The following is a 24,348-nucleotide window of genomic DNA, read 5'->3' as shown; positions in this document are numbered from 1 at the left end:
CATGACCACGAACCCGACTCTGTCCTCTTCCGCCTCAGGGGCTCCGGCAGCCGAGGCCGCGGCCTCGACGCCCGCCAAGCCCTCGGGAGGCCTCGACGTCCGCGGCCTGCACAAGGTCCTCGGCGGCCGGACCATCATCGACAGCCTCGACATGACTGTCCAGCCGGGCGAGCTCGTCTCGCTCCTGGGACCCTCCGGCTGCGGCAAGACCACGACGCTGCGCATGATCGCGGGCTTCCTCGCCCCGGACGCCGGCTCGATCAAGGTCGGCGACCGCGAGGTGGTCCACCTCGGTCCCGAGCAGCGTCCCAGCGCCATGGTGTTCCAGAACTACGCGCTGTGGCCGCACATGACCGTCGCGAAGAACGTGGGCTTCCCGCTCAAGCTGCGCAAGCGGCCCAAGCTGTCCCAGACTGTGATCTCCCAGCGCGTCGACGCGGCGCTCTCGCTCGTGAACCTCCTGCACCACAAGGACTCGCGGCCCGCGCGCATCTCGGGCGGCGAGCAGCAGCGCACCGCGCTCGCACGGGCCCTCGTGCAGGAGCCCGAGCTGCTCCTGCTCGACGAGCCGCTGTCCAACCTCGACGCGAAGCTGCGCGTCAAGGTCCGCGAGGACATCCGCGAGATCCAGCAGCGCCTCGGCATCACGACCCTCATCGTCACGCACGATCAGGAGGAGGCCATGTCGATGTCGGACCGGATCGCGGTCATGAACCAGGGCCGCATCGAGCAGTTCAGCACGCCCGCCGAGCTGTACAGCGCCCCGGCCACCGAGTTCGTCGCGACGTTCATCGGGAGCCTCAACCGCCTCGAGGGCCGCGTCGAGGACGGCCGCATCGTGGCCGGTGCGGGCGTGGTCGGCGTCCGGCCCGAGGACGTCGTGTTCGTCGATGACTCGCGCGACGGCGCGGCGAACGGCGCGCGCCACAGCGCCGTCGACGGCCTTCCGGCGACGGTCGAGCGCGTGGTGCCCCGGGGGCACTTCGCCGAGCTCTACCTGCGCCGCGAGGACGCCGAGCTGCGCGCGTTCGTCACGGGCGCCGTCCCGCCGGTCGGCGCGAGCGGCTACGCGCGGATCGAGAAGTGGCTCGACTTCGAGGACGGCAAGCTCGTGCGCGAGGGCGTGGTCGCGTGAGCGCAGCGGCCCCCCAGGCAGCGCAGCCGAGCGCGCTCCGTCGCACGGCGCCCCAGCTGAGCGCCCACCGCGGCGACGTCGAGCGGCACCGCGAGAACACGCTCGCGGCCGTCCGCTCGGCGATCGAGGCGGGCGCGGACATCGTCGAGATCGACGTGCGCGTCACGCGCGACGGCCGCGTGGTGCTCCTGCACGACCCGACCCTCGACCGGCTCTGGGGCCTGGACCGGCGCGCGTCCGAGCTCGACTGGGCCGACATCGCGGCCCTCGGTGACGGCGAGAACCAGATCCCGCTCCTCGCCGACGCGCTCGCCCTCGTGGCGGGCACGCCCTCGACACTCCTCATCGACATGGACGATCCGGAGTGCGCGGCGCCCACGGTCGCCGCGGTCCGCGAGGCGGCCCACGGCGCGAGCGTCGCGTGGTGCGGCAACCTCGAGGCGATGAAGATCGTGCGCAGCCTCGACGCGGACGCGAGCGTGTGGCTCCCGTGGAACCGCCGCGACCTCCCGCCGCGGGAGCTCATCGCGTCGCTGCGCCCCGACGTCGTCAACTCGGAGTACCCCGTGCTCAGCCGCGCGCTCGTCGACGCGGCCCACGCGGCCGGCGCGCGCGTGGCGTGCTGGACGGTCGACGACGAGGACGCCATCCGCTGGGTCCTCGCCGTGGGCGCGGACGCCGTGACGACGAACCGGCTCAGCATGCTGCGGAGGATTGCTGCCGAAGGCCCTGCGTCCTGGGACCAGGCGCCACGCCCGGCCCGGCTTGCCAGCGACGAGCTCGCGGCGGCTGCCGCCGTCGCCCATGAGCTCGCACGGTGGGCCAACGCCTTCACGCGCAGCGCCGACCTCGGTCGCGTCCGTACGAAGGCAAACGCCGCCGACCACGTCACCGCCGTGGACCTCGCGGTCGAACAGCACGTCCGCCAGATCATCGCCGAACGCCTTCCGGGCCACACCGTCGTGGGCGAGGAAATGGGGGGCTTGGCCCAGCCCGGCGTTCCCTGCTGGTACGTGGACCCCGTCGACGGGACCTCGAACCTGGCCAACGGCGTGCCGTGGACGGCGTTCTCGCTCGCGCTCGCGATCGACCGCGAGCCGCTCGTGGCGGTCGTCGGCGATGTGTGGCGCGGCCAGGTTTTCGCCGCCGTCGCCGGGCTGGGAGCCGAGGTGGACGGGCATCGCCTCGAGCTCCAACCGCCGCCCGAAACCACCGACGCCACCTTGGCAGGGAAGATTGTGAGCACTGAGCTGCAGGGCCACTCGTCATGGCCCGGCATGGAGACCTTCCTCGACAGGCTTCGTGAGCGTTTCTGCACCGTCCGGATCATGGGATCCGGGGCTCTGGCGCTGATGGGGCCCGCGGCGGGCCGCGGGGTCGGGACGGTGATCGAACGCTTCAGCCCCATCGATCACCTCGCCGCGGCGCTCATTGTCCGCGAGGCTGGCGGCGTGCTGCTCGACGACGACGGCGACGAGACCGTGTGGCCCGAGTACGGGGGTGTCCTCGCAGCCAGGCGCGAGCACGCCTCGGAGCTCTATGCGCTCTGGGCGATCGCGCGCCGTTCTGCGCGGGAGGTGCCCCATGTGGTCTGAGCCGCCGAGGGATGGCACTTTGTCCGCTGAGGTCGCATCGTGGACCCGGCGCACTCGCTTCGAGCTCGTCCAGCGGCTCCCGCTGCGGTTCCCGACGCACCACCCGCAGGGCCTCGCGTTCGCCGCGGGACGGATCTTCCTCTCGACCGTCGAGGTCTACGAGCCTCCGGCCGCGCTTCCGGGTTCAGGCCGCGACCCTGCCCAGCGCACCCCCGGGAGGGGCCGGGGACACGTCCTCGTCATCGAGCCAGACGGGACCCTTGCGGCGGATCTGGTGGTCGGCGACGGCGATGCCTACCATCCGAGCGGGATTGACTACTCGGGCGGGCCGCTCTGGGTGCCGGTGGGAGAGTACCGCGCGCAGTCCCGAAGCTTGGTCTACACGCTCGACCCGCACACTCTCGAACTCACCGAGCGTTTCGAAGTGGACGACCACCTCACCTGGCTTGCCCCGGACCCGGGTGCAGGCGCGCTTTACGGGGCGGGCTGGGGGTCACGTCGGTTCTACCGCTGGGCGTTGGGCGACAACTCCACGGTGCGGGGGTGCGAGGCCTGGGACAATCCGAGCTGGCACATCGATGCCCAAGAGGGCCAGCACGACGGCGCGGACCGGATCATCTGCGCGGGAATCACCGAGCTGCCCGATGCGCACGGCGGGACTTACGAGCTCGGAGGGGTCGCCGTCGTGCATTTCGATGAGCGCCGAATCACGGCCGACGTCCCGGTGCCGCTCTTCAGCGCCGCCGGCCACAGCGTGTTCCGCAATCCCTTCGTCCTGACACGCGAAGGCGACGACGTCCTCCTGCACGTTGCGCCCGACGACGGCGACGAGATCCGCGGCACGGAGATCCTCACCTACCGCGTGATCAACACCCCCCGCCCAGCCCGGCCGGACGGGGCACTGAATGCGATCACGACCCCGGGACATCAGCACTAGGCCACGGCGTGATCCCACCACTCTTGTTCGGAGCGCGCGACGCGATGCGGCGGGCTCCCGTGCTGAAAGGACGACATTGCTCCTCTTCACCAGCCGCATGGATTCGTGGCAGCTCCTGCTCTGCCTGACAATTGCCCTGGCCCTTTCTACGGTGGTCGGCGTCGAACGCCAGATGAACCAGAAGTCAGCAGGCATCAGGACGCATACTCTCGTCGGCGTGGGAGCCGCCCTTTTCATGGTCGTCAGCAAGTACGGGTTCTACGACGTCGCCGATGCCAGCCTGGTCAAGCTGGAACCTTCCCACATGGCAGCACAGATAGTGTCCGGCATCGGATTCGTGGGTGCCGGGCTCGTCTTCGTGAGAAGAAACAGGGTCCGCGGGCTCACTACAGCGTCATCGATCTGGCTGGTGGCCGCGATAGGCTCAGCTGCCGGGGCAGGACTCTTCATCCCCGCAGTCTTCGTGACGGTCGTCCATTTCCTTGTCGCGCTGGGATACCCCTACATCGTGCGGCGGACGCGTCTGGGATCCATCCGCGAGCACACGGTCCGTGTCCAATACCAGGACGGCACCGGGGCCCTCAGGCGCATCCTGCTCGCCTGCACATCCCAGGGCCTCGCCGTTCACGGCTTCGAAATGCATCAGGCCCTCGAACCAGAGGACCCGCCAGAGATCCTCGACCGAAAGGTCTCGCAGAACGGTTCGCTCCTGACCGCAGGAAACGTCGTCGAGGTCGAGCTCGAACTCACAGGAACCTCCTCACCGCCCAAGCTGGTCCATGCGCTCTCATCCCTGGACGGCATCAAGTCGGTGAGCGTCGATGACTCCTCGGACTGACGCCGAAGCCAGCCAGAACGCAGACTCGCTGGCGGACAAAGACCGTCTCGATCGAATTCTCTCGCGCATGGGCCACACGAAACTCCGACTGCTGGCCTTAATCCTAGGCGGCGTCCAAGACCCCCAATCGGCCTCATATGAACTGGGAATCTCCCCCGTCACCGTCTACCACCACCTGACCGCGCTTCGCGCCCAGGGAGTCGTCCACGTTCGACGTTCTGGTAGGGCCACCCTCTATTCCGCGAACAGCCTTCTGGACACCGACCACGTCCTAGGTCTTCTGCACATCCGAACCGACCCGCCCGAACGTCGCGGCGAGAAGCCATCGCCCGACAGCCCGGTCGCTCGTCGGTGACGAGCGCCACCGGTCAATATCGTCGTCGACCTCCCCGAATGGGGCTTCGGTCGGACCCTTCGACCTCCACACGCATTGCGGCAATCCACGAGGCAAGGTGCAGGATGCCTTCCTTTGTCGCCGACCGGCCGCTCGACGGCGGCCACGGAAATCCCCTGCAGGCCGTGGCAACCCCTACCTGCACCGAGCACAGGGTTTGATGGAGACATCGATGACCCGGAAGGATCTCTCTAACGTCAGCACCGCGGAAGTAGCCGACCGAATTGAAGGAGCGCTCTACGCCTCTGGCGATCGAGGCGCGCAATGATCCGGCGACTAGGACCGAGGCGGCCGCCGCGGCCGCGCTGTGGGGGCTGGTGCGGAAGCAGGCCCGCCCTCCCCGGGCTGTCGCGGGGCCGCCCTACTGGGCTCGCTCGTCGGGGGTGACGAGCGGCGAATTCTGCGCTCATGCGCCAGCCTGCGGTTCATCATCAGACTCACCCGTCCCAGTTTGTGGACCTTTTCGGACACTTCCAGAATCAGTGCCGATGGGAGTGCCGGGGTGTTCCAGCTTGGAACACCCCGGGCACGCCCGAGCGAAAGAGGCACAACTGTTGACTGAATCTCACGCGGCCCCGGGCGGTAGTCTGCGGCCTCGCCGACCGCAGAGGCCGCTCACTCATGGGAACCCTCTCGAAGCTTGTTAGGGCCAGTCGTAGAAGCCCCTGCCGGTCTTGCGGCCGAGTTCGCCGTTGGCGACCTTGTCGCGCAGGATCTGGGGCGGGGCGAAGCGCTCGCCGAGGGTGGAGTGGAGGTACTCGGCGATGCCGAGACGCACGTCCAGGCCCACGATGTCGGTGGTCTTGAGCGGTCCGGTGGGGTGCTTGTAGCCCAGGACCATGGCGTTGTCGATGTCCTCGGCGCTCGCGACGCCCTCCTCGACCATCCGCATGGCCTCGAGCGCGATCGCGACGCCGAGGCGGGAGGAGGCGAAGCCGGGGGCGTCCCTGACCACGACGGCGGTCTTGCCGAGCGCCTCGACCCACCGGCGGGCGGCCGCGACGGTGCCCTCGCCCGTGCGCTCGGCGACGACGACCTCGATGAGGGTCGAGGCCGGGACGGGGTTGAAGAAGTGCAGCCCCAGGAACAGCTCGGGCCGGGCGAGCCCCGCGGCGAGGCCGCTCACCGAGAGCGAGGACGTGTTCGTGGCGAGGAACGCGTGCGGGGAGATCTGCGCCTCGACCGCGGCCAGGGCGGCGGCCTTGAGCCCGGCGTCCTCGGGCACGGCCTCGACCACGAGGTCGCAGAACGCGAAGTCGGCGTAGTCGGTCGAGGTCGCGAAGCGCTCGAGGTAGTCCCCGGCGGTCCCGGCCACGGCGCCGCGCTCGAGCGAGGCCTCGACCGAGGACTCGACGCGCCCGCGCGCGCCCTGGGCGGCCTCGGCGTCGCGTTCGACGACGACGACCTTGGCCCCGCGGGTCAGGAACCCGTGCGCGATCCCGGCTCCCATGCGGCCCCCGCCGAGGACCCCGACGGTGGCCGGGAGGCCCTCGGCGAGCGGCACGTTGCTGCCGGTCTTGACGCCGAGGGCCTCGTTGAGGGCTTGTTCGATGTTCATCGCTACTTCTTCTTCCTCTCGAGGAATTGCTGCATGCGGTCGAACTTGGCCTGGGACTCGAACAGGATGCCCTGGGCCAGGGTGTCGATGAGAGGGTGGGCCTCCCGCGGCGTGTGGAACACGGCCTTGGAGATCCGCACCGCGAGCGGATCCTGCGCGGCGATCCGGTCCGCGAGGGCGTTCGCCGCGTCCAGGAGCGCCTCGGGCTCGACGAGCTCGCTGACCAGCCCCGCGTCGAGGCACTCCGGGCCGGTGAGCACGCGCCCGGCGAGGAGGACCTGCTTCGCGAGCGGCTCCCCGACGAGCTCGCGCAGGCGCCACGTGGCCCCGGCCGCGGCCATGATCCCGAGCCCGGTCTCGGGGTTCCCCACACGCAGGCTCGGGGTGCCGATCCGGAAGTCGGCCGCGTAGGCGAGCTCGGCACCGCCGCCCAGGGCGTAGCCCTCGAGCGCGGCGATGACCGGCATCGGGAGCCTGGCGACGCGGTCGAACACCGTCGAGTTGATCCCCGCGAGCGCGTCGTCGCGGCGGCGCTCGCGCAGCTGGGCGATATCGGCTCCGGAGGCGAAGACCCCCTTCGCCCCGGCCGCTGGGTCAGCTGGGGTGCCGGAGAGGATGAGGACCTTCGGGTGGGCCTCGAGGTGCGCGCACACCGCGTGCAGCTCCTCGACCATGGCCGCATCGATCGCGTTCCGCACCGCGGGCCGGTCCAGCTGAACGTGGAGCCGGTCGTCCCGCTCGGTGACCCGCAGTGCCGTGAAGCCGGACGCGTCGAGGCGAGCCCCGTCGTCGTCCGCGGTCTCGGGCTCCGCCATCAGACTCCCTCCACGAGCAGGGCCACGCCCTGACCCACGCCCACGCACATCGTGGCGAGGCCCAGCTTCCGGCCCTGCCCGGCGAGCTCGCGTTCCATCCGGCCCAGCAGGGTCACGACGAGGCGCGAGCCCGAGGAGCCCAGCGGGTGGCCGAGCGCGATCGCCCCGCCGTCGGCGTTGACGATCCCCTCGTCGAACTTGAGCTCGCGCATCACAGCGAGGGACTGCGAGGCGAACGCCTCGTTGAGCTCGACGGCGCCGAGGTCGCCCGCCGAGAGGCCCGCCCGGTCGAGGGCCTTGCGGGTCGCCGGGACCGGGCCCATGCCCATGATCTCCGGCGCCACGCCAGCGGCCGCGCCGCCCAGGATCCGCGCCCGCGGGGTGAGCCCGAAGCGCTCGACCGCCGCCTCGGAGGCGACCACGATCGCCGAGGCGCCGTCGTTGAGCGGGGACGCGTTCCCGGCCGTCACCACCGAGCCGCCCCTGACCACCGGCCGCAGCCCGGCCAGGACGTCCATCGTCGTTCCCGGGCGGGGACCCTCGTCCGTGTCGACGACCGCCTGCGCGCCCTTGCGCCCCCTGACCGTCACGGGCACCGTCTCGTCGGCGAAGCGGCCGGCCGCGATCGCCGCAAGCGCGCGCTCGTGCGAGCGGACCGCGAACGCGTCGCAGTCCTCGCGGCTCGTCTCGTACACCCGGGCGACCTCCTCTGCGGTCTCCGGCATCGAGAACGTGGCCTTCCCCGCGCGAGCGAGCTCCCCGGAGAGGAACGCCGGATTCGTGAACCGCCAGCCGATCGAGGTGTCGAACACCCCGCCCGGGCGGGCGAACGCCTTCTCCGGCTTCTCCATGACCCACGGCGCGCGGCTCATCGACTCGACCCCGCCGGCCACCACGAGGTCCGCCGCGCCCGCCTTGACCATGTGGCTCGCCATAATGACCGCCGAGAGGCCCGACGCGCACAGCCGGTTCACCGTGATCCCCGGCACCGCGTCCGGATAGCCGGCCAGCAGCCACGCCATCCGAGCCACGTTCCGGTTCTCCTCCCCCGCACCGTTGGCGTTCCCGAGGATCACCTCCTCCACCGCGCCCGGGTCGATGCCCGCGCGTTCGACGGCGGCCCGCACCGTGAGTGCCGCAAGATCGTCGGGCCGCACCGAGGAGAGCGAACCGCCGTACCGGCCCACCGGAGTCCGCGCGCCGCCGATCAGAAAGGCCTCAGCCATGTTTTCGTTCTTCCTTCCAGGGAGCGGGGGTCACTTGAAGGCGGACATGCCGGTGATGTCGCGCCCGACCAGGAGGGACTGGATGGAGTCGGTGCCCTCGTAGGTGGAGACGACTTCCATGTCGGTCATATGGCGGGAGATGTGGTTCTCCAGCAGCAGACCGTTGCCGCCGAGCATGTCGCGGGCCTCGTTGCAGATCCACTTGGCCTTCTGCGAAGTCGCCATTTTCACAAGGGACGCCTGGGCGTTGGTGAGTTGTCCTCGGTCGGCGAGCTCGGCCATCCGGTCGCACAGGAGCTGCATCGTGGTCAGCTCGCTGAGCATGTTGGCGAGCTTGTTCTGCACGAGCTGGTAGGACCCGATCGGGTTGCCGAACTGGTGCCGGGTCCGGGCGTACTCGGAGGCGATCTCGAAGGCGGCCATCGCATGGCCGACGGCCTCCCAGGACGCCCCGCCCCGGGTGGCCTGCAGCACTCGGGAGACGTCCCGGAAGGAGTCGCAGTGCTCGAGCCGGTTCGCGGCCGGGATGCGCATGTCCTCGATGACGATGTCGGCCTGGAGGATCGCCCGCTTCCCGACTTTGCCGGTGATCACTGTGGGGAGGTAGCCGGCCGGGTGGTTGCCGTCGTCGTCCTTCTCCACGACGAATGCGTTCACCTGCCCGTTGGCGGTGTTGCGGGCGAAGAGCACGATCACCTCGGCGGCGTGGCCGTTGCCGATCCAGCGCTTGTGCCCGTTGAGGACCCAATGGTCCCCTTCGAGGCGGACGCTGGTATCCAGTGCCACCGAGTCGGAGCCGTGGTCGGGTTCGGTCAGGGCGAACGCGCCGGTCTTCTCGATACGGGCTAGGGCAGGCAGCCAGCGCTGCTTCTGGTCTTCGCTGCCGAGCAGGTTCAGCGCGCCCATGCAGAGGTTGGAGTGGACGCCGAGGAATGTGTTCAGGCTCCCATCGGCGCGGGCCATCTCCCGGGCGACCAGGCCGGCTGCCTTGCGGCTCATGCCTGGGCATCCGTAGCCCTGGATGGTGGTGCCGATGATGCCTAGCTCCGCCAAGCCTGGCAGGAGCTCGTAGGGGAACTCCGCCTGTTCCCAGTACCCGTTGATCACCGGCAGGACGCGGTTCTCGGCGAAGTCGCGCACCCTGTCGCGGATGGCGATCTCCTCCGGCGTGAGGTCTTCGTCGAGGCGGAAGTAGTCAGAGGTGGCGGTGCGGTCGGTCGTGGAGGTCGACATGGTTGGTGGTCCTTCGTGGAGTCGTTCGGAGTCAGGGCTGGCCGGGGCGGCTCTGCTCGAGCCAGGAGAGGATCGCGTTCCGGTCTGCGTCGAGCCCGGGCGGGAGCAGGTCGTAGGAGGCCGGGGTGCGAGAGAAGGAGATGGGGTTCCGGATGCCGGGCAGCGTCTCCTCGCCGCCACCAACCGAGACGACGGGCTCGAGTCCGATCTGCTCGGCGAAGTCGATGCCGCCGCGCACGTCGTTGATGGGTGCGCAGGGGAGCCGGGCTGCGGTGAGGATCTCGAACCATTCAGCGGCGCTGTGCACGGAGAGGAGGCCAGCGAGGAGCGGCCGCAGGGCCTCCCGCGAGATACTGCGCTCGTGAGCTGTGGCGAACCGCGGGTCGTCCCGGAGCCGCGGGGCCCCAAGGGCATCGCACAGGGCCCGGAACTGGCGGTCGTTGCCGATCGCGAGGACAATCTCGCCGTCGGCCGTCGGGAAGGGCCCGTAGGGGAAGATGCTGGGGTGGTCGTTGCCCAGGCGCCCCGGGACCCTGCCGCTGAGCAGGTAGCCCGCCGTCTGGTTCACCATGCCTGACAGGGCTGAGGACATGAGGTTGACCTCGATGCGCTGGCCGGTCCCGCTGCTGGCGCGCTCGTTGAGCGCTGCGAGGATGCCAATGGCGGCGTGGAGGCCGGTCATGACATCGAAGACCGCGACCCCGGACCGGTACGCCGGCGCCTCGGGCGCCCCCGTGAGGCTCATGAGGCCGGACATGGCCTGGACTAGCAGGTCGTAGCCGGGCAGGGAGGCCCCGCCTGCGGTCCCGAACCCGGTGATCGAGGCGTAGACGACGGCGGGGTTCACTGCCCGGACCGACTCGTAGTCGAGGCCGAACCGCTCGAGTCCGTGGGGCTTGAAGTTCTCGATCACGACGTCGGCGCGGGCTGCTAGCTCGCGGGCGGCCGCCAGATCCTCGGCATTGTTGAAGTCGAGGGCGATTGAACGCTTGTTGCGGTTGATGGAGAGGTAATAGGTCGACTCCCCGTTGCGGACCGGCGGCTTCCACGCCCGGGTCTCGTCCCCCGCGTGTCCCTCGACCTTGAGGACTGTGGCCCCCATGTCGGCGAGCAGCATCGTGCAGTAGGGGCCGGCAAGCACGCGGCTGAAGTCCGCGACCACGACACCGGCCAGGGGCCCGCGGGAGGTGCGGCCGAAGGCATCCTCCATGGCGGTGCTCACTTCGCGCTGGCCAGCAGCCTGGGCATCCGCAGTGACGGTCTGGGCGGTCATCTCCAACCCTTCTTCCTTGTCGAAGTCGGCGGCTGGTTCAACCTTCCCACCACAGATTACTTCAGGTCCAATACCTATTGCTGGCCTTATCGATGTCGAAAATGCAATAATCTCCTCATGGAATTGGAGCAGGTCCGCGTCTTCCTCGCGGTCGCAGAAGAGCTGCATTTCGGACGGGCCGCGGAACGCCTTCACATGGCCCAGCCGCCTGTGAGCCGGATCGTCCGACGGCTCGAGCACGATCTGAGAGCTGAGCTCTTCGTGCGCAGCACGCGGAATGTGCGGCTCACCGAGGAGGGGCGGGCGCTGATCGGGCCGGCCCGGGACATGCTCGAGACGGCACGACGTGCCGAGTTCGCCGTGCGGGCCGCGAGCCGCGGCGAGGTCGGTCAGGTGCGGGTCGCCTATGCGGGCGCCTCGACCCATGTCCTCATCGGGGTCCTGGCGCGTGAGGTCAGGAGCCGGTACCCGGGCATCGACTTCGGCCTGTACAGCCAGAACTTCGCCCTGCCGGCGCTGGGGAAGGTGCTGCGGGGCGAGGTCGAGATCTCGCTGGGGCGCTGGGACTTCGTTCCGGGAGGCGTCCGGACCCGCGTCATCGCGGAGGAGGATCTGATGCTGGCGGTCCCCACATCGCATCGGCTCGCCTCCCTCTCCGAGGTCCGCATGGCAGACCTGGCCGGGGAGCCGTTCGTTGCGCTTCCTCCCCACGAGGGCTCCGTTCTCGGAGATCGCCTGCGCCGCCTGAGCCTGGAGGCCGGCTTCGAGGCGGAGATCGTCCAGGTGGTGCCCGACTCCTGGACGGCCATGGCTCTCGTCGGCGCTGAGGTCGGATGTTCCCTGACCCTCTCGTCCGTGGCCGCGAACGTCTCGGACCCGAATGTGCGGTTCCTCAAGGTCCTCGATCCGACCCTGCCGGTCCAGCTGCGGATGGCGTGGGTCGACGACGACAACAATATGGCCCTGCGCGCCGTACTCTGGCTCGCGGAAAGCGTGTGGCCCTCCCTGTGAACCGGAGGACCATCGGCCACCCGAGGTCATCCGCGCACTGTAGGCGTCGCCGTCGTCGAGGTGGGGCGAGGGATGCGGACGAGCTTTTTGTTCGCGAACTCGTTGATGCCGAAGCGCGCCAGTTCGCGGCCGACGCCGGAGAGCTTGACCCCGCCGAACGGCAGGTCGGGCGCGCTTCGGCTGATGCTGTTGACCCAGACCATGCCGGCCTCCAGCTGCTCGGCGATCTCCCGAGCAGCGGCCTCGTCGGAGGTGTAGACCGAGGCGGCGAGGCCGTAGGGGGAATCGTTGGCGATCTCGACTGCCTCGGCCGCAGACGAGGCGCGGTGCACCACCGCCACCGGGCCGAACAGCTCCTCGGAGTAGGCCCGCATCCCGGGACGGACGCCTGAAAGCAGGGTCGGGGGGAAGAACGCGCCCTCGGGGCCCTGCACGTCCCCGGTGAGGGCCCGGGCACCCTCGGCGATCGCCTCCTTGACGATCTCGGAGAGCTCCTGGGCTGCCGCCCGGGACGCGAGGGGGCCGAGCCTGGTCCCCGGCGCCGTCGGATCGCCGGGCCGGACGGCCTTCATGGCCGCAGCGAACCGGGACGCGAACTCCTCGTACACGGGGTTCTCGACGATGAAGCGCTTCGAGGCTGTGCAGGCCTGGCCGCCGTTGTAGAGGCGCCCGTCGACGGCGTCGGCGACGGCCTTGTCCAGGTCGGCGTCGGCCAGCACGATGAATGGATCGGACCCGCCGAGTTCGAGGACGAACTTCTTCATGTGCCGGCCGGCAACCTCCGCCACGGCAGAGCCAGCCTTCTCCGACCCGGTCAGGGAGACCCCGCGCACCCGCGGGTCCGCGACCATGGCCGCGATCTGGCCGCTCGTGACGAACGCGTTGGTGTAGACGCCCTGCGGGACGCCCGCGTCCCGCAGGGTTGCCTCGATGGCGAGGGCGGACTGAGGGCAGTTGCGGGAGTGCTTGACGATGACGGTGTTCCCCAGCGCGAGGTTGGGGGCGGCGAAGCGGGCGACCTGGTAGTACGGGAAGTTCCACGGCATGACCCCGACGATCAGCCCGATCGGCTCGGTGCGCACGATGGCCCGGCCGGGGCCGGCGATGGCCAGCTGTTCGTCGTCGAGGAACTCCTCGGCATGGTCGGCGTAGTACTCGTAGATGGACGCGACGAGGGCGACCTCGCCGCGGGCCTCGGCGAGCGGCTTCCCGACCTCCAGCGTCAGCAGTCCGGCGAGCTCCTCGGCCCGCTCGCGATGCAGCTCGGCCGCGCGCTTGAGCGCGGCCGAGCGGTCCTTCACGGCCGTTTTCCGCCACGATGCGTATGCCTCGGCCGACCGGGCCAGGACGCCCTCGGCCTCGGCGTCGGCCAGCGAGGGGAAGGATGCCAGGGACTGGCCGGTCGCGGGATTGACGGTCTGGTATGTGCTCACGGTGATTGGGTCTTTCCTTCGGGGTCAGGAGGTGGGAGAGCCGGCGGCGAGGACGATCCGTCCCGGGACCCCACCGGTGGCGAGCCGGTCCAGGGCCGCGTCCACCTCCGGGGCACTGAGTTCCCGTTCGATGATCGGGATGTGGGGCAGCACGCCCGTCTTCGCAAGGGAGACGAGCTCGCCCAGCTCGTCCAGCGAGCCGACGAAGCTTCCCTGGATGGTGATGACCTTGAGCGTTAGCAGGGCAGTCGGCACTGTCAGCTCCCCGCCGAAGAGCCCGACCTGGACCATGCGGCCGCCCTTTTGGAGGATATCGAAGGCCACCGAGGCTGTTTTGCCCGTGTTGACGAAGTCGATGACGGCGGCGACGGGGCCGCCGAGCTCGCCGGTGATCGCCTGTGCGAGGTCCTCCCGGTCCGCGCGGATCACCGTCTCGGCGCCCAGCTGGCGTGCGAGGTCGAGATTGCCCTCCTGGAGGTCGATGGCGCAGATGGCGCGGTGTCCGAGGGCCGCGAGGGTCGCGATGGCGGTGAGGCCGACGCCTCCCGCGCCGATCACGACGACGGGCACAGTGGGTGTGTCGGGCACTGCCTTGCGGGCGGCGCTGTAGGCGGTCAGGCCCGAGCATGCGAGCGTCGCGGCCCAGCTCTGGTCCAGTCCCTCGATGTCGAGGAGGTATCTGGGGTGCGGGACGAAGATGTGCTCCGCGTAGCCGCCGTGCCGCGCGACGCCGAGGTTCTGGGGGGCCGGGCACAGGTTCTCGTGGCCGGCGCGGCACGCATCGCACGTCGCGCAGCCGATCCACGGGAAGACGAGCCGCGTTTGGCCGACGTCGACCCCGGCCGCATCAGGGCCGGCCGCCTCCACGACGCCGACCACCTCATGGCCCATCACCATCGGATACGTCATTCCCCGGTCGAGGAGGTTGAGCCTGCCGCGGCTCCCGAGATCGTAGAAGCCCTCGCGCAGATGGGTGTCGGTGTGGCAGATCCCCGAGCGCACTACTCGCAGCCGGACCTCGGTTCCGGTCGGCTCTGGCCTGGTCAGCTCGATGTCGGTGATGGCGCGGGCGGTGTTGCTGAGAACAGCGTAGGCGTGCATGGATTCCTCCTTGTCGGATCGACGGCGCGCCCCGGCGGCCCGGTCAAAGGCCCCCGGGGCGCGGTTCTGAGCTCTAGGCGACGGCGGGCGAGCGTAGCTCGAAGCCCTCGTAGCCCCTTTCAGCGACCTCCGACAGCACCCCACGGTAGGCGCCGAGGCCGGCCATGTAGAACATGACCGTGTTGGGCTTGCCGGGGATGTTCGCCCCGAAGATCCACGAATCGGCCTTCGGGAACAGCGTCATGTCGGCGATCTCCCGGCAGGTCTGCGTCCACTTCTCCTCGGCCTCCGCCGTCGGCTCGATGGTCACGACGCCGTCGGCCTCCGCAGAGCGGATCATCTCCGTGATGAACTCCACCTGCGCCTCGATCGACGGCGGGAGGTTCGTGAACGGGCCGTTGGGGCCCAGGATCATGAACAGGTTGGGGAAGTTGGCCGTGGTGACGCCGACGTAGCTGGTCGGGCCGCCCTTCCAGTGTTCCTGGATTGTCAGGCCGTTCCGTCCCCGGATGTTCATGCGCAGGTAGTTGCCGTCGACCGCGTCGAACCCGGTGGCGAAGACGAGGACGTCGAGCTCGTGGACCGCCCCGTCGGCGGTGCGCACGCCCACTGGAGTGATCTCCTCGATGGGGTTCTCCTTGATGCTCACCAGCTCCACGTTGTCCCGGTTGTAGGACTCGTAGTAGTCCCAGTTGCACAGGGGGCGCTTAGCGTAGAGGTCGGTCGGGGTGAGCTTGCGGGCGATCTCGGGGTCCTTGACGATCTGGCCGATCTTCTTGCGGATGAACGCGGCGGCTGCCTCGTTGGCCTCGGGATCGGTGGCGATGTCGCCGAAGGTGCCGAACATGAAGTGGAAGCCGTTGCCGCGCTCCCACGCTGCTTCGAACACGCGCTCGCGTTCCGCCTCGGAGACGCTCATGGCCGGGACGGCGCTCTCTTCGAAGCCGAACGCGACCACGGAGCTGCGGACCTGCTCCCAGATCTTGTCGTAGTTCTCGCGCTTTTCCTGCACATACTCGGCGGTGACCGCGCCGTTGCCGGAGGGCACGCTGTACTGGGGGGAGCGCTGGAAGACGGTCAAGTGCGAGGCGATCTTGGACGCAGCGCAGACGACCTGTGTCCCGGTCGAGCCGGTTCCGATGACGCCGACGCGCTTGCCCGTGATGTCCAGGTCCTCAGGCCACGCGCCGGTGTGGACGATTCGTCCCGTGAACGTCTCCATGCCCTCGAACTGCGGGAGGTTGGTAGATGACAGGAGACCCAAAGCGGAGATGACGTAACGCGCGGTGTAGGTCTCGCCGTCGTCCGTCGCGACGTTCCACACGTCGGCGGACTCGTCGAACTCCATCGAGGTGATCTCGGTGTTCAGCTGGATGTCCCGGGCCAGGTCGTGCTTCTCAACCACGGCCTCGAGGTAGGCGAGGATGTCTGGCTGGTTGAGGTATCGGTGGTCGTAGTCCCAGTCCTGAAGCATCTCCTTGTCCCAGTAGTACCGGTATACGAAGCTCTCCGTGTCCGACATCGCGCCAGGGTACCGGTTCCAATACCAGGTGCCTCCCACGCCGCCGGCCCGGTCGAACGCACGGACCTTCAGGCCCAGCTGGTCGCGCAGCGTGTGGACCTGGTAGATGCCGCCGAAGCCGGCGCCGATGATCATGGCGTCGAAGCTCTTGGCTGGGGTGTTCTGTGTGGTCATGGTGAGGACTCCTTCGTCTCTCAGGTCAGTTGTGGGTCGGGGTGATCAGTCGGAATGGAATCAGGCGCGGTACCACTCGGCGATCCTGGCGATCTCCTCGTCGGCCTCGGGGGCGCGTCCTGCGAGGAAGGGGAAGACGTGCTGCTGTCCGGGGGCGATGGACAGGGTCACATCGGCCCCTGCGGCCTGTGCCTTCTCGGCCAGCCGTGTCGCGTTGTCGAGCAGGGACTCCGCGCCGCCGGCGTTCACGTAGAGGCGGGGGAACCCGGTGAAGTCGGCGTAGAGCGGGTTGGCCAGCGGGTTGTCCGGGTTCGTCCGGCCTCCCAGAACGCCGGCGATCATGCCTTCGAGCAGCCCGCGGCTGATGAGGGCGTCGGTCGCGTCGTTCGCCACCAGGGTCTCTCCGGCGTTCTCCATGTCCAGCCAGGGCGAGAAGGCGATGACGCGGCCCGGGAGCGGCTGGCCCTGCTCGCGGAGCGCGAGCGGGATGGCGACGGCGAGGTTGCCGCCCGCGGAGTCACCGATCGTCGTGATGTCCTCGGCCGCGATCCCGCGCTCGAGCAGGGCCGTGAAGACGGACACTCCGTCCTCGATCTGAGCCGGGTGCGGGTGCTCGGGTGCCCTGCGGTAGTCGGGGACGAAGGCCGTCACGCCGAGGGCCTTGGCCACGTGGGCAGCGAGCTTGCGGTGGCTGGAGGCCGAGCCGACGGCGAAGCCTCCGCCGTGGGTGTAGAGAAGCAAGCGGGTCCTGTCGGCGCCGATCGGCAAGACCCAGATCCCGGGCACGCCCCCGACCGTCTCCTCCCCATAGGTCACATCCTCGGGCTCCGCCGTCGGCTGGTGCCACTCGTCGAAGATGCTGCGGAACAGGCGCATCGTCAGCCCTGGGGTGCTGGTCATGATGTCGGACCAGTCGGCGTACAGGTCGCGAAGGGCCTCCGACTCGCGGGAGACAGTGACGGCAGCGTCCTGGGTAGTAGTCATCGAGATACTCCTTCGTATGTCCGGCCCCTCGTAAGACGTCCCTGTGATCGGGGCCACTGAACCGAGTCTCGGCTCCCTCGAAGGTCACTGCGTGTTCCGATGTGGAACACTCGATGCACCAATCCGGATCAATCCATTGCACGAACTGCAACAATCCGTTCCGCCATTGGTATTGGTGGCCCGGGGATCGCGCTGCGATCCTTGAAGCATGAAGTGTTCTCAGCCCTTCTCCCGAGGCTCGCGTGCCTGAGAACGACGCACGGGATCTGGACCGGCTGCGCGCGGCACGGGAGCTCCTGCTTCAACGCGGCCTCCTGGCCCAGAAGGAGCTTGTGGGGGTCAGCCCCTCTATCGAGCGCAGCTGGCGTCGCTCTCTGAGCGTCCACGCCTCCAACGAACCCATGCCGCCGCGCTTCATCGACTCGATCGACGCGCGGAATCCGCTAGTCGTTGCCGCAGGACCAGTCCTGGACAGATGGCAGGACTCCCTCTCCGGGATGCACGTGTCCGTCTTCCTGAGCGACCGCAGCGGCCAGATCGTCGCCCGGCGCCTGACGGACCGCTCAGACGGCCGGAGGCTGGACCGCGCGTTCGCGACCGAGGGCTTCGACTTCTCCGAATCGGCCCTGGGAACCAACGGACTGGGAACTCCGATGGAAGACCGGACAGCGGTCTTCGTCCGGGGCCCGGAGCATTTCAACGGCGTCCTCGAATCGCTCGCGTGCGCCGGGGCTCCCATCATCGACCGGCGCACGGGACGCGTCGCCGGATCGATCGCCTTCGCAGCTGCCCTGGAGGCTTCGAATCCCCTCATGCTCGCGATGGCCCGGCAGGCCGCCGAGCAGATCGAAACCCGGCTCACAGAGATCAACGCCCCCATCGATCTGGCGGCCACGGCGGCATTCCTGCAATCGCGGTCCAGCAAAGACCCGGTGCTCTTCCTCGGCGCAGAGACCGTCATCGCCGATGTCCGTGCGCTCACCGTCATGTCCCCGGACACCCATGCCGTCCTGTGGGACAGGCTCCAGAAGCTCGACTGGAAGGAGCCGTCGAACGTCGTCGAGCTGCCGGCGTCCTCGATGACGGCCGCCGCCCACCGGCTCGACGGCAAGAATGTGTTCGCGCTCGAGATCCACGAGCGCGAGGAGAACGAGCACGAGGCGGCGGAGCCCGTCCAGCACCGGCCGGGCGGATCTGTCCTGGAGGCCGCCGAGCTCGAGGCCGCCTCGCGCGCCGCGGGCGTCGTGGCCCTGGCAGGGCCTCCGGGGTCGGGCAAGCACTACGCGGCCTGGGACTGGCTCGCCTCGAGATCCGGCGGCGCGGAGCCGCTCACGCTGGATGCCGCCGAAGCCCTGGCCGGCGCGAGGCGGCTGGCAGGGAGGGCTGCGGAGTCGATCCGGTCCGGCCGTTCCGTCGTCATCCGACACGTCGACGTGCTCGGCGTTGCGGGCTTCCGGACGCTCGAGCCGACACTGCGGCTCGTGGCCGACACGGCCTCCACCCGATCTTCCGACCTGGACCCCGGCGCGGGCGCTGGGCCGCGCATCGCCCTGACCCTGGACGACGAATCGCTCGATGAGCAGGTCCGCTCGCGGATCGTCACGGCCGCCCCCATAGTGGCGGTTCCCGCACTCCGCCGGCTGCCCGACCGCATCCCCAGCCTCGTCCGGGCAATCATTGACCACTGGCCCGAAGACGAGCGCATCGCGGTGCCCCCAGCCGTGATGCAGGCGTTCGTAGGGTGGGGCTGGCCCGGGAACGTAGCCGAGCTCCGCATGACCCTCCAGCTGCTCGCAGCCAAGCGAAGGGGACGAGTCGTCCGGGTCGAGGATCTCCCCGAACACCTGCGCCGTCAGTCCCGCTCCCTGAGCCCGATCGAGGCCCTCGAGTACGAGGCCATCGTGCATGCCCTGCGCAAGGCCGGCGGCAATCGGTCCGCGACCGCGGCCGCACTCGGGATCGGCCGGACCACCCTCTACCGCAAGATGCACACGTTCGGCCTGGACCGTGAAGACAAGTAATCCGCTGGCACGCTGACGGTCCCGCCCCGGCGACGACATAGTCCCGCCGGAGATCGTTGATGCCGACGGGAAGCTCGACTGTTCCATTCCGGAACACCAGCAGCACCCCTCACACCCCTACCGTGGATCAGGGACGTGACAACCATCACATGATGGTCGGCCTTCCCGCCCTTCGGCCGACACCCCCACCCCTTGCGTCTCTTCGGCAATGAAGCCCCTGAGGCCTGATCCGACAAGGCAGGTAAGCCACGTGCAGACAACACACCCACGGACCCCGAAGAAGGCGGCAGTTGCCGCGCTGCTCGGCAGCGCGCTTGAGTACTACGACTTCTTCATCTACGGCTCGGCAGCAGCCCTGGTCTTCAATGCCCTCTTCTTCCCCAAGCTGGACCCCACGGCCGGGGTCGTTGCCGCCTTCGGCACCTTCGGCGTCGGCTATGCCGCACGGCCTCTCGGCGCGTTCGTGATGGGCCACTTCGGGGACAGGATTGGGCGGAAGAAAGCCCTCCTCTTCACCGTCCTCCTCATGGGCCTGGTCTCCCTGGCCATCGGACTACTCCCGACCTACGACTCGGTCGGCCTATGGGCACCCGTCCTGCTCACCGCGTGCCGCCTCGTACAGGGGTTCTCGGCGGGCGCCGAGAGCGCCGGGGCCTCGGTGCTGACGCTCGAGCATTCCCCTGAGGGCCGCCGGGGATTCTTCGCAAGCTTCGTCATGGTGGGCTATGCCCTCGGCATGGTCCTCGCGACGGTGGTCTTCCTGCCTGTAGCCGCGCTTCCCCGGGAGGCCCTGTACTCGTGGGGCTGGCGCGTGCCCTTCGTACTCTCCATCGTCGTCACAGTCGTGACAGTCTTCGTCCGCAACACCCTTCACGAGACCCCCACGTTCGAAGACGCCAAGACGAACAACGAGGTCCAGGGCAGGCCGATCGTGGAGGTCCTGCGACACCAACCCCTCGACGTCGTCCGTGTGGCCCTGGCGACGACGATCGCGATCTTCCAGTCCCTCTTCACCGTCTTCATCCTCAGCTACGCGACCACCACGGCGGGCATCGACCCGAGCGCCATGCTCACCATCAACGCCGTCACCATCGGCCTGTCGATCTTCACGCTCCCGCTGGCCGCGAGACTCGCCGACAAGCACGGGCGCCGTCCGCTCATGATGATCTCGGCCGTTGGCTGTGCTCTGACGCTGCCGCTCTACTTCCTGGCCATCACCTCACACAGCCTGCCGCTGGTCTTCGTGGTCGCGTTCGCGAACATGACGCTCTTCTTCTCGGCGTACAACGGCGTCTGGCCGGCCTTCTATGCCGAGCAGTTCGCCGGTCCGATCCGGTACTCAGGGATGGCCGTCGGCAATCAGATCGGCAATCTGCTTGCCGGATTCGCGCCGATGATCGCAGCCCTCATCGTGGGGAAAGGGGCATTGGGTTGGGTTCCTGTCGCCGCCGGTGCCGCTGGGGTCATGGTCGTCGCTTCGGTTGCCGTCTACTTCATGAGGGAGACGGCCTTCACGCCGCTCGAGGAGCTGGACCGCCCGTACCGCACTTCCGCAGCTCTCGACGCACAGCGCCGGACACTGACAGGCGCAGGAAACGGCGGGATTCGTTAGCCGGGATGCGCTGATGGCCGGTGGGATCAGCCGGTCCCACCGGCCGGGGCCAGTGACGGTAGCAGTGTCGTGATGAGACGTCGCCCGAAATCCCCGTCCATGGGGGAGCCGCTGAGGAAGAACCGGTAGTAGATGGGGCCCAGGAGCAGGTCGGTGACCAGTTCGGGGTCGAGGTCCGCCCTGAGCTCGCCGCGGGCTTTTCCGCGTTCGACGAGCTCTGTGACGTCGGCCTGCCGGCGGGTGACGACCCGTTCGCGGTAGACCTGCGCGAGGTGTGGATCGGCAGCCACCTCGGAGACCAGGCCCTTCATGATCCACCCCATCACGGAGGTCTGCATGAGCTCGGCGGTCTTGTCGACCAGGGCCGCGAGTTCGGCCGCTGTGTCCTTGCTGTAGGGGCGGGTGCTCACCTCGCCCACCATCTCCATCAGGAGGGCCAGTGCCAGATCGGTCTTGGAGCGGTAGCGGCGGTAGATCGTCGTCTTCGCGACGCCAGCCCGGGCTGCCACCCCTTCGACCGTCAGCCCGGCGAAGCCGGCTTCGCCCAGCACGGCACGGGTGGCGTCCAGCACGGCGCGCTCAGACCGCGCGCGCCGTCTGTGATGCCCAGATCCTGCCGCGGGGCCCAGGTCCTCGGGCGTCGTATCAGTTCCCATGGCATACCCCTAACACGTCGGCGACCCCGGTGCTAATATTGACACGCAACGTAGCGTTTCAATTTATCGGAACGCCACCCCTCGCGCAACAGGACAACCAAGGAGCCCACCATGGCTGTAGACCGTTACCAGCGCGGCATGGGCCGCATGATGGAGCTGGTCTCCTCACAGCACTCGAATGCCTTCGACCACGCCAAGCTCGTCGAGTCCTACAAGGACCTGGACCCCGACCTGGCCGACTACATCGTCTCCTTCGCCTTCGGGGACATCTACTCCCGCAAGTCCCTGACCCAGCAGGAGCAGACGATGGTGACGATCTCCACGCTGGTGGCCCTGGGGACAGAGCCCCAGCTGAAGCTCCACATCAACACCGGCTTCAACGTGGGCCTGACCAAGGAGAAGATCGTTGGCGCGCTGATCCACTGCATCCCATACGTCGGATTCCCGCGTGTGCTCAACGGCCTGACCCTGCTCAAGGAGGTCTTGGCCGAGCGCGGCATCACTCCGGCGTCGAACGCCGACCAGCCGAAATGAGGGTCCCGGCGCGACAGCCGAGACAATAACCCCACCACAAGGAAAGGACCCGATAATGGGCAAGAAGATCGGTTTTGTCGGGCTGGGAACCATGGGACTCCCGATGGCCCTGAACCTGAACAAGGCCGGATTCGAGGTGATCGGGTACGACGCCTTCGAGGGAAGCCGAGCCAGGGCCAAGGCCGCAGGCGTCACTGTCGCCGAGAGCCTCAAGGACGTCGCCGCACAGGCCGAAGACGCCGTCATCTCGATGGTCCGCGACTACGCCCAGAACGTCGATGCGATCCTCGGAGAAGGCGGCCTCCTGTCCGCCGAGCCCAGGGGTCTCACGATCATCGTCATGAGCACGCTGGACCCCGACACCATGAACGAGCTCGGCAGGCGCGTCGAGGAGGCCGGGGACGTGCAGCTCATCGCCGCCGCCGTCAGCGGCGGTTCCACGGGAGCCCAGGCCGGCACGCTGTCCATCATGGCCTCGGGCCACGAGGACCGGGTGGCCGCTGCCCGCCCGTACTTCGACGCCGTCGGCTCCAACGTCTTCTACTACGGCGCCGAGCCGGGCAACAGCCAGGCCGCGAAGCTGGTCAACAACCTCGTCCTGGGCATCACGATGAACGCTGTCGCCGAAGGACTCACGTTCGGTGCGCACTACAACCTGCCCCAGGGCGAGCTGCTGAACCTGTTCAAGGTCAGCACCGGGGACAGCTGGGTTGCCCGGAACTGGGACTCCGTCTCGGAATGGACAGCAGACACTGCCCTCGCCGTGCTGCTCAAGGACCTCAAGGCCGCCCACCTCAAGGGCCTCGAGCACAACATCCCCATGCCATTCAACGCCCTGTCCTCCACCGAGCTGTTCCATTCCATGGGCAAGGAGCCGCAGGCCAAGTGAGCGGCCCGGATGTCGTACCCGGGCCATCCGGGAGGGTCCGGGAGGAACGCCGCCGGGCCGGACGCCGGGGCCGCGAGAGCACCTCGCGCACGGGGTTTTACGAGGCTATCTGGCGTTCACACATGACGGTCTTCGGATATGGGAGCCAAGTCTGGTCGAGTAGCGGCTCGGTTCCTCGATGCAATTGGTCGTTGCCCGGCACCCAATAGCCTGCTTGAGATCACTCTGAATCTCCGTGGACCTTCACTTAGCGGAGTGACTGTTCGAGTGCCGCCCACCAATCCAGGAGCTGAACCCCCGCCGACAATATTCAAGACCCGACAAGCTGTGAATGGATACGAAGACCCCGGGATTCCAGGCATTTGGTGCCACCTACGTTGAGTTTTCGGAATTCCATGAGACCACGCCTCTTGTAATCTACTCCCCTTCATTAAGTCTTTGGACCGGGCCATTGCAATTTAGTGGAACGAGTCCGGTCGGATCAGAGCGGCACACATTATCACTGCCGCCAGTAACGCCCGATATTTAAACTCGGATCGTTCCCATTACGAATTCTCGAAATAAAGGATGGCTTCGGCCTTCGTGCGCCCTTTCGATCTACCTCAAGGCGCATGGCCGTAACTCCCCCACCAGGGTGGGCGATCCTGAGTCCGAGGGCGCGATCGAGGTCTGGCGGATCTGAGTGAGCCGGTTGGCGGCTGATCCACGACCTCAGCGCGGGACCACGGGCGGTGAGTCCTTCGAGGATGACCAGAGCTTGGGCTCGTCATTCGGTAGGGCCATATCCAGAACGGTTTTGCCGTCGGTGGTAAAGGGCTACGCGCCCGGACCTGCGGGTGCACGACCTGCGGCACACCTTCGCGACCATCCTCTTCGACGCCGGAGCTTCCGCCCCGGACGTCCAGGCCGCGCGGAGCTCGGCCTCCTGCGAGGAACGCTATTCCCGGGCCCGGGAAGGGGTCGCACGGCGCGCCCGGAACGTGCTCGACGCCGCCCTTAATGGCCCCGTCATGGCCCAAAAACGCGACGTGCCCCGGCTGTGAGAGGAGTGGCGACGCGCCGTCAAGCCCGAATCGACCGAGAAACCGCCCCTGACCTGGGAAAACAAAGGACCCCCGCTCCCGCGAGGGTCCTTCCATGGTGTGGCTCCGACCGGCGTCGATCCGGTGACCTTTCGATTTTCAGTCGAACGCTCTACCAACTGAGCTACAGAGCCCCGGTGACTCGTCACCGATGGCAACTTGGCCGGAGCCACGTCGCCGAAGCGACCCTGACGGGACTTGAACCCGCGACCTCCGCCGTGACAGGGCGGCGCGCTAACCAACTGCGCTACAGGGCCTTGCAATGTCCGGGTTTACCCCGCTCACAAGATCTAAATCCTAGCAGACCCGCAGGTGCTGCTCAAAA

Annotated in this window: 20 protein-coding genes and 2 tRNA genes; 10 read left to right on the top strand and 12 right to left on the bottom strand. The window is 68.4% G+C overall.

From position 1 onward, the window contains the following. The first annotated feature begins 1 nt into the window (after position 1). The 5 genes from ACOKR1_RS01995 (at position 2) to ACOKR1_RS01975 (ending at position 4,860) form a co-directional block, all read left to right on the top strand. Positions 2-1,135: an ABC transporter ATP-binding protein gene (locus ACOKR1_RS01995; protein ID WP_422935103.1), complete on the top strand. Its 1,134-nt coding sequence runs from the start codon at positions 2-4 to the stop codon at positions 1,133-1,135. Continuing rightward, positions 1,132-2,730 (top strand): inositol monophosphatase family protein, encoded by a 1,599-nt coding sequence (locus tag ACOKR1_RS01990; protein ID WP_422935102.1) that lies wholly within the window; start codon positions 1,132-1,134, stop codon positions 2,728-2,730. Before ACOKR1_RS01995 ends, ACOKR1_RS01990 begins: the two co-directional genes overlap by 4 nt. A gap of 19 nt (positions 2,731-2,749) precedes the next feature. Further along, positions 2,750-3,667 carry a DUF6454 family protein gene (locus ACOKR1_RS01985; RefSeq protein ID WP_422935101.1) on the top strand — a complete coding sequence of 306 codons (918 nt, stop codon included), beginning with the start codon at positions 2,750-2,752 and terminating at the stop codon, positions 3,665-3,667. Positions 3,668-3,764: 97 nt separating this feature from the next. After that, complete coding sequence (locus tag ACOKR1_RS01980) at positions 3,765-4,505, top strand: MgtC/SapB family protein (protein WP_422936718.1); 741 nt, start codon at positions 3,765-3,767, stop codon at positions 4,503-4,505. Beyond that, on the top strand, positions 4,489-4,860 hold the full coding sequence (locus ACOKR1_RS01975; RefSeq protein WP_422935100.1) for an ArsR/SmtB family transcription factor: 372 nt from the start codon (positions 4,489-4,491) through the stop codon (positions 4,858-4,860). Before ACOKR1_RS01980 ends, ACOKR1_RS01975 begins: the two co-directional genes overlap by 17 nt. Positions 4,861-5,542: 682 nt before the next feature. Here ACOKR1_RS01975 and ACOKR1_RS01970 read toward each other — a convergent pair. From ACOKR1_RS01970 to ACOKR1_RS01950, 5 genes are read right to left on the bottom strand one after another with little or no spacing between them, the layout of a single operon-like run. Beyond that, a complete protein-coding gene (locus ACOKR1_RS01970) occupies positions 5,543-6,457 on the bottom strand; it encodes a 3-hydroxyacyl-CoA dehydrogenase family protein (protein ID WP_422934092.1) in 915 nt (304 codons plus the stop codon). A gap of 2 nt (positions 6,458-6,459) precedes the next feature. Then, positions 6,460-7,272, bottom strand: coding sequence for an enoyl-CoA hydratase/isomerase family protein (locus tag ACOKR1_RS01965; RefSeq protein ID WP_422934093.1), 813 nt, complete (start codon positions 7,270-7,272; stop codon positions 6,460-6,462). Continuing rightward, the gene (locus ACOKR1_RS01960; RefSeq protein ID WP_422934094.1) at positions 7,272-8,498 is read right to left on the bottom strand and encodes a thiolase family protein; all 1,227 of its coding nucleotides are present in this window, start codon (positions 8,496-8,498) and stop codon (positions 7,272-7,274) included. The genes ACOKR1_RS01965 and ACOKR1_RS01960 overlap by 1 nt, the downstream gene beginning before the upstream one ends. A gap of 30 nt (positions 8,499-8,528) precedes the next feature. Further along, a complete protein-coding gene (locus ACOKR1_RS01955; RefSeq protein ID WP_422935099.1) occupies positions 8,529-9,731 on the bottom strand; it encodes an acyl-CoA dehydrogenase family protein in 1,203 nt (400 codons plus the stop codon). Between the two features lie 31 nt (positions 9,732-9,762). After that, complete coding sequence (locus ACOKR1_RS01950) at positions 9,763-11,004, bottom strand: CaiB/BaiF CoA transferase family protein (protein ID WP_422935098.1); 1,242 nt, start codon at positions 11,002-11,004, stop codon at positions 9,763-9,765. Positions 11,005-11,121: 117 nt separating this feature from the next. Between ACOKR1_RS01950 and ACOKR1_RS01945 the strand changes: the two genes are divergently transcribed. Beyond that, positions 11,122-12,015, top strand: coding sequence for a LysR substrate-binding domain-containing protein (locus ACOKR1_RS01945; protein ID WP_422935097.1), 894 nt, complete (start codon positions 11,122-11,124; stop codon positions 12,013-12,015). 26 nt (positions 12,016-12,041) lie between these two features. Here ACOKR1_RS01945 and ACOKR1_RS01940 read toward each other — a convergent pair whose 3' ends face one another. The 4 genes from ACOKR1_RS01940 to ACOKR1_RS01925 all read right to left on the bottom strand — a co-directional run bounded on the left by ACOKR1_RS01940 (position 12,042) and on the right by ACOKR1_RS01925 (position 17,229). Beyond that, positions 12,042-13,448 carry an NAD-dependent succinate-semialdehyde dehydrogenase gene (locus ACOKR1_RS01940; protein WP_422935096.1) on the bottom strand — a complete coding sequence of 469 codons (1,407 nt, stop codon included), beginning with the start codon at positions 13,446-13,448 and terminating at the stop codon, positions 12,042-12,044. Positions 13,449-13,472: 24 nt separating this feature from the next. After that, a complete protein-coding gene (locus ACOKR1_RS01935; RefSeq protein ID WP_422935095.1) occupies positions 13,473-14,549 on the bottom strand; it encodes an alcohol dehydrogenase in 1,077 nt (358 codons plus the stop codon). A 73-nt stretch (positions 14,550-14,622) separates the two neighbouring features. After that, entirely contained in the window at positions 14,623-16,245 is a 1,623-nt protein-coding gene (locus ACOKR1_RS01930; protein ID WP_422935094.1) for a flavin-containing monooxygenase, read from the bottom strand. 60 nt (positions 16,246-16,305) lie between these two features. Beyond that, positions 16,306-17,229, bottom strand: a complete 924-nt coding sequence (locus ACOKR1_RS01925; RefSeq protein WP_422935093.1) for an alpha/beta hydrolase — start codon at positions 17,227-17,229, stop codon at positions 16,306-16,308. 242 nt (positions 17,230-17,471) lie between these two features. Here ACOKR1_RS01925 and ACOKR1_RS01920 point away from each other — a divergent pair, with 242 nt between their 5' ends. Further along, positions 17,472-19,250, top strand: a complete 1,779-nt coding sequence (locus tag ACOKR1_RS01920) for a sigma-54-dependent Fis family transcriptional regulator (RefSeq protein WP_422935092.1) — start codon at positions 17,472-17,474, stop codon at positions 19,248-19,250. Positions 19,251-19,500: 250 nt separating this feature from the next. Continuing rightward, the gene (locus ACOKR1_RS01915) at positions 19,501-20,862 is read left to right on the top strand and encodes an MFS transporter (RefSeq protein ID WP_422935091.1); all 1,362 of its coding nucleotides are present in this window, start codon (positions 19,501-19,503) and stop codon (positions 20,860-20,862) included. A 26-nt stretch (positions 20,863-20,888) separates the two neighbouring features. On the opposite strand, the gene ACOKR1_RS01910 is transcribed toward ACOKR1_RS01915, so the two are convergent. After that, positions 20,889-21,518, bottom strand: coding sequence for a TetR/AcrR family transcriptional regulator (locus ACOKR1_RS01910; protein ID WP_422935090.1), 630 nt, complete (start codon positions 21,516-21,518; stop codon positions 20,889-20,891). A 111-nt stretch (positions 21,519-21,629) separates the two neighbouring features. Between ACOKR1_RS01910 and ACOKR1_RS01905 the strand changes: the two genes are divergently transcribed. Further along, positions 21,630-22,052, top strand: a complete 423-nt coding sequence (locus ACOKR1_RS01905) for a carboxymuconolactone decarboxylase family protein (RefSeq protein WP_422935089.1) — start codon at positions 21,630-21,632, stop codon at positions 22,050-22,052. Between the two features lie 55 nt (positions 22,053-22,107). Beyond that, positions 22,108-22,941 carry an NAD(P)-dependent oxidoreductase gene (locus ACOKR1_RS01900; RefSeq protein ID WP_422935088.1) on the top strand — a complete coding sequence of 278 codons (834 nt, stop codon included), beginning with the start codon at positions 22,108-22,110 and terminating at the stop codon, positions 22,939-22,941. A 1,143-nt stretch (positions 22,942-24,084) separates the two neighbouring features. Here ACOKR1_RS01900 and ACOKR1_RS01895 read toward each other — a convergent pair. Together ACOKR1_RS01895 and ACOKR1_RS01890 are read right to left on the bottom strand one after the other, a co-directional pair. After that, positions 24,085-24,157 (bottom strand) — tRNA-Phe (locus ACOKR1_RS01895). A 49-nt stretch (positions 24,158-24,206) separates the two neighbouring features. After that, positions 24,207-24,280: transfer RNA gene (locus tag ACOKR1_RS01890), tRNA-Asp, on the bottom strand. Between the last annotated feature and the right edge of the window lie 68 nt (positions 24,281-24,348).

Source organism: Sinomonas sp. P47F7 (genome assembly GCF_049332655.1).
Taxonomy (GTDB): domain Bacteria; phylum Actinomycetota; class Actinomycetes; order Actinomycetales; family Micrococcaceae; genus Sinomonas.
This window is presented reverse-complemented; position numbering and strand designations above follow the sequence as displayed.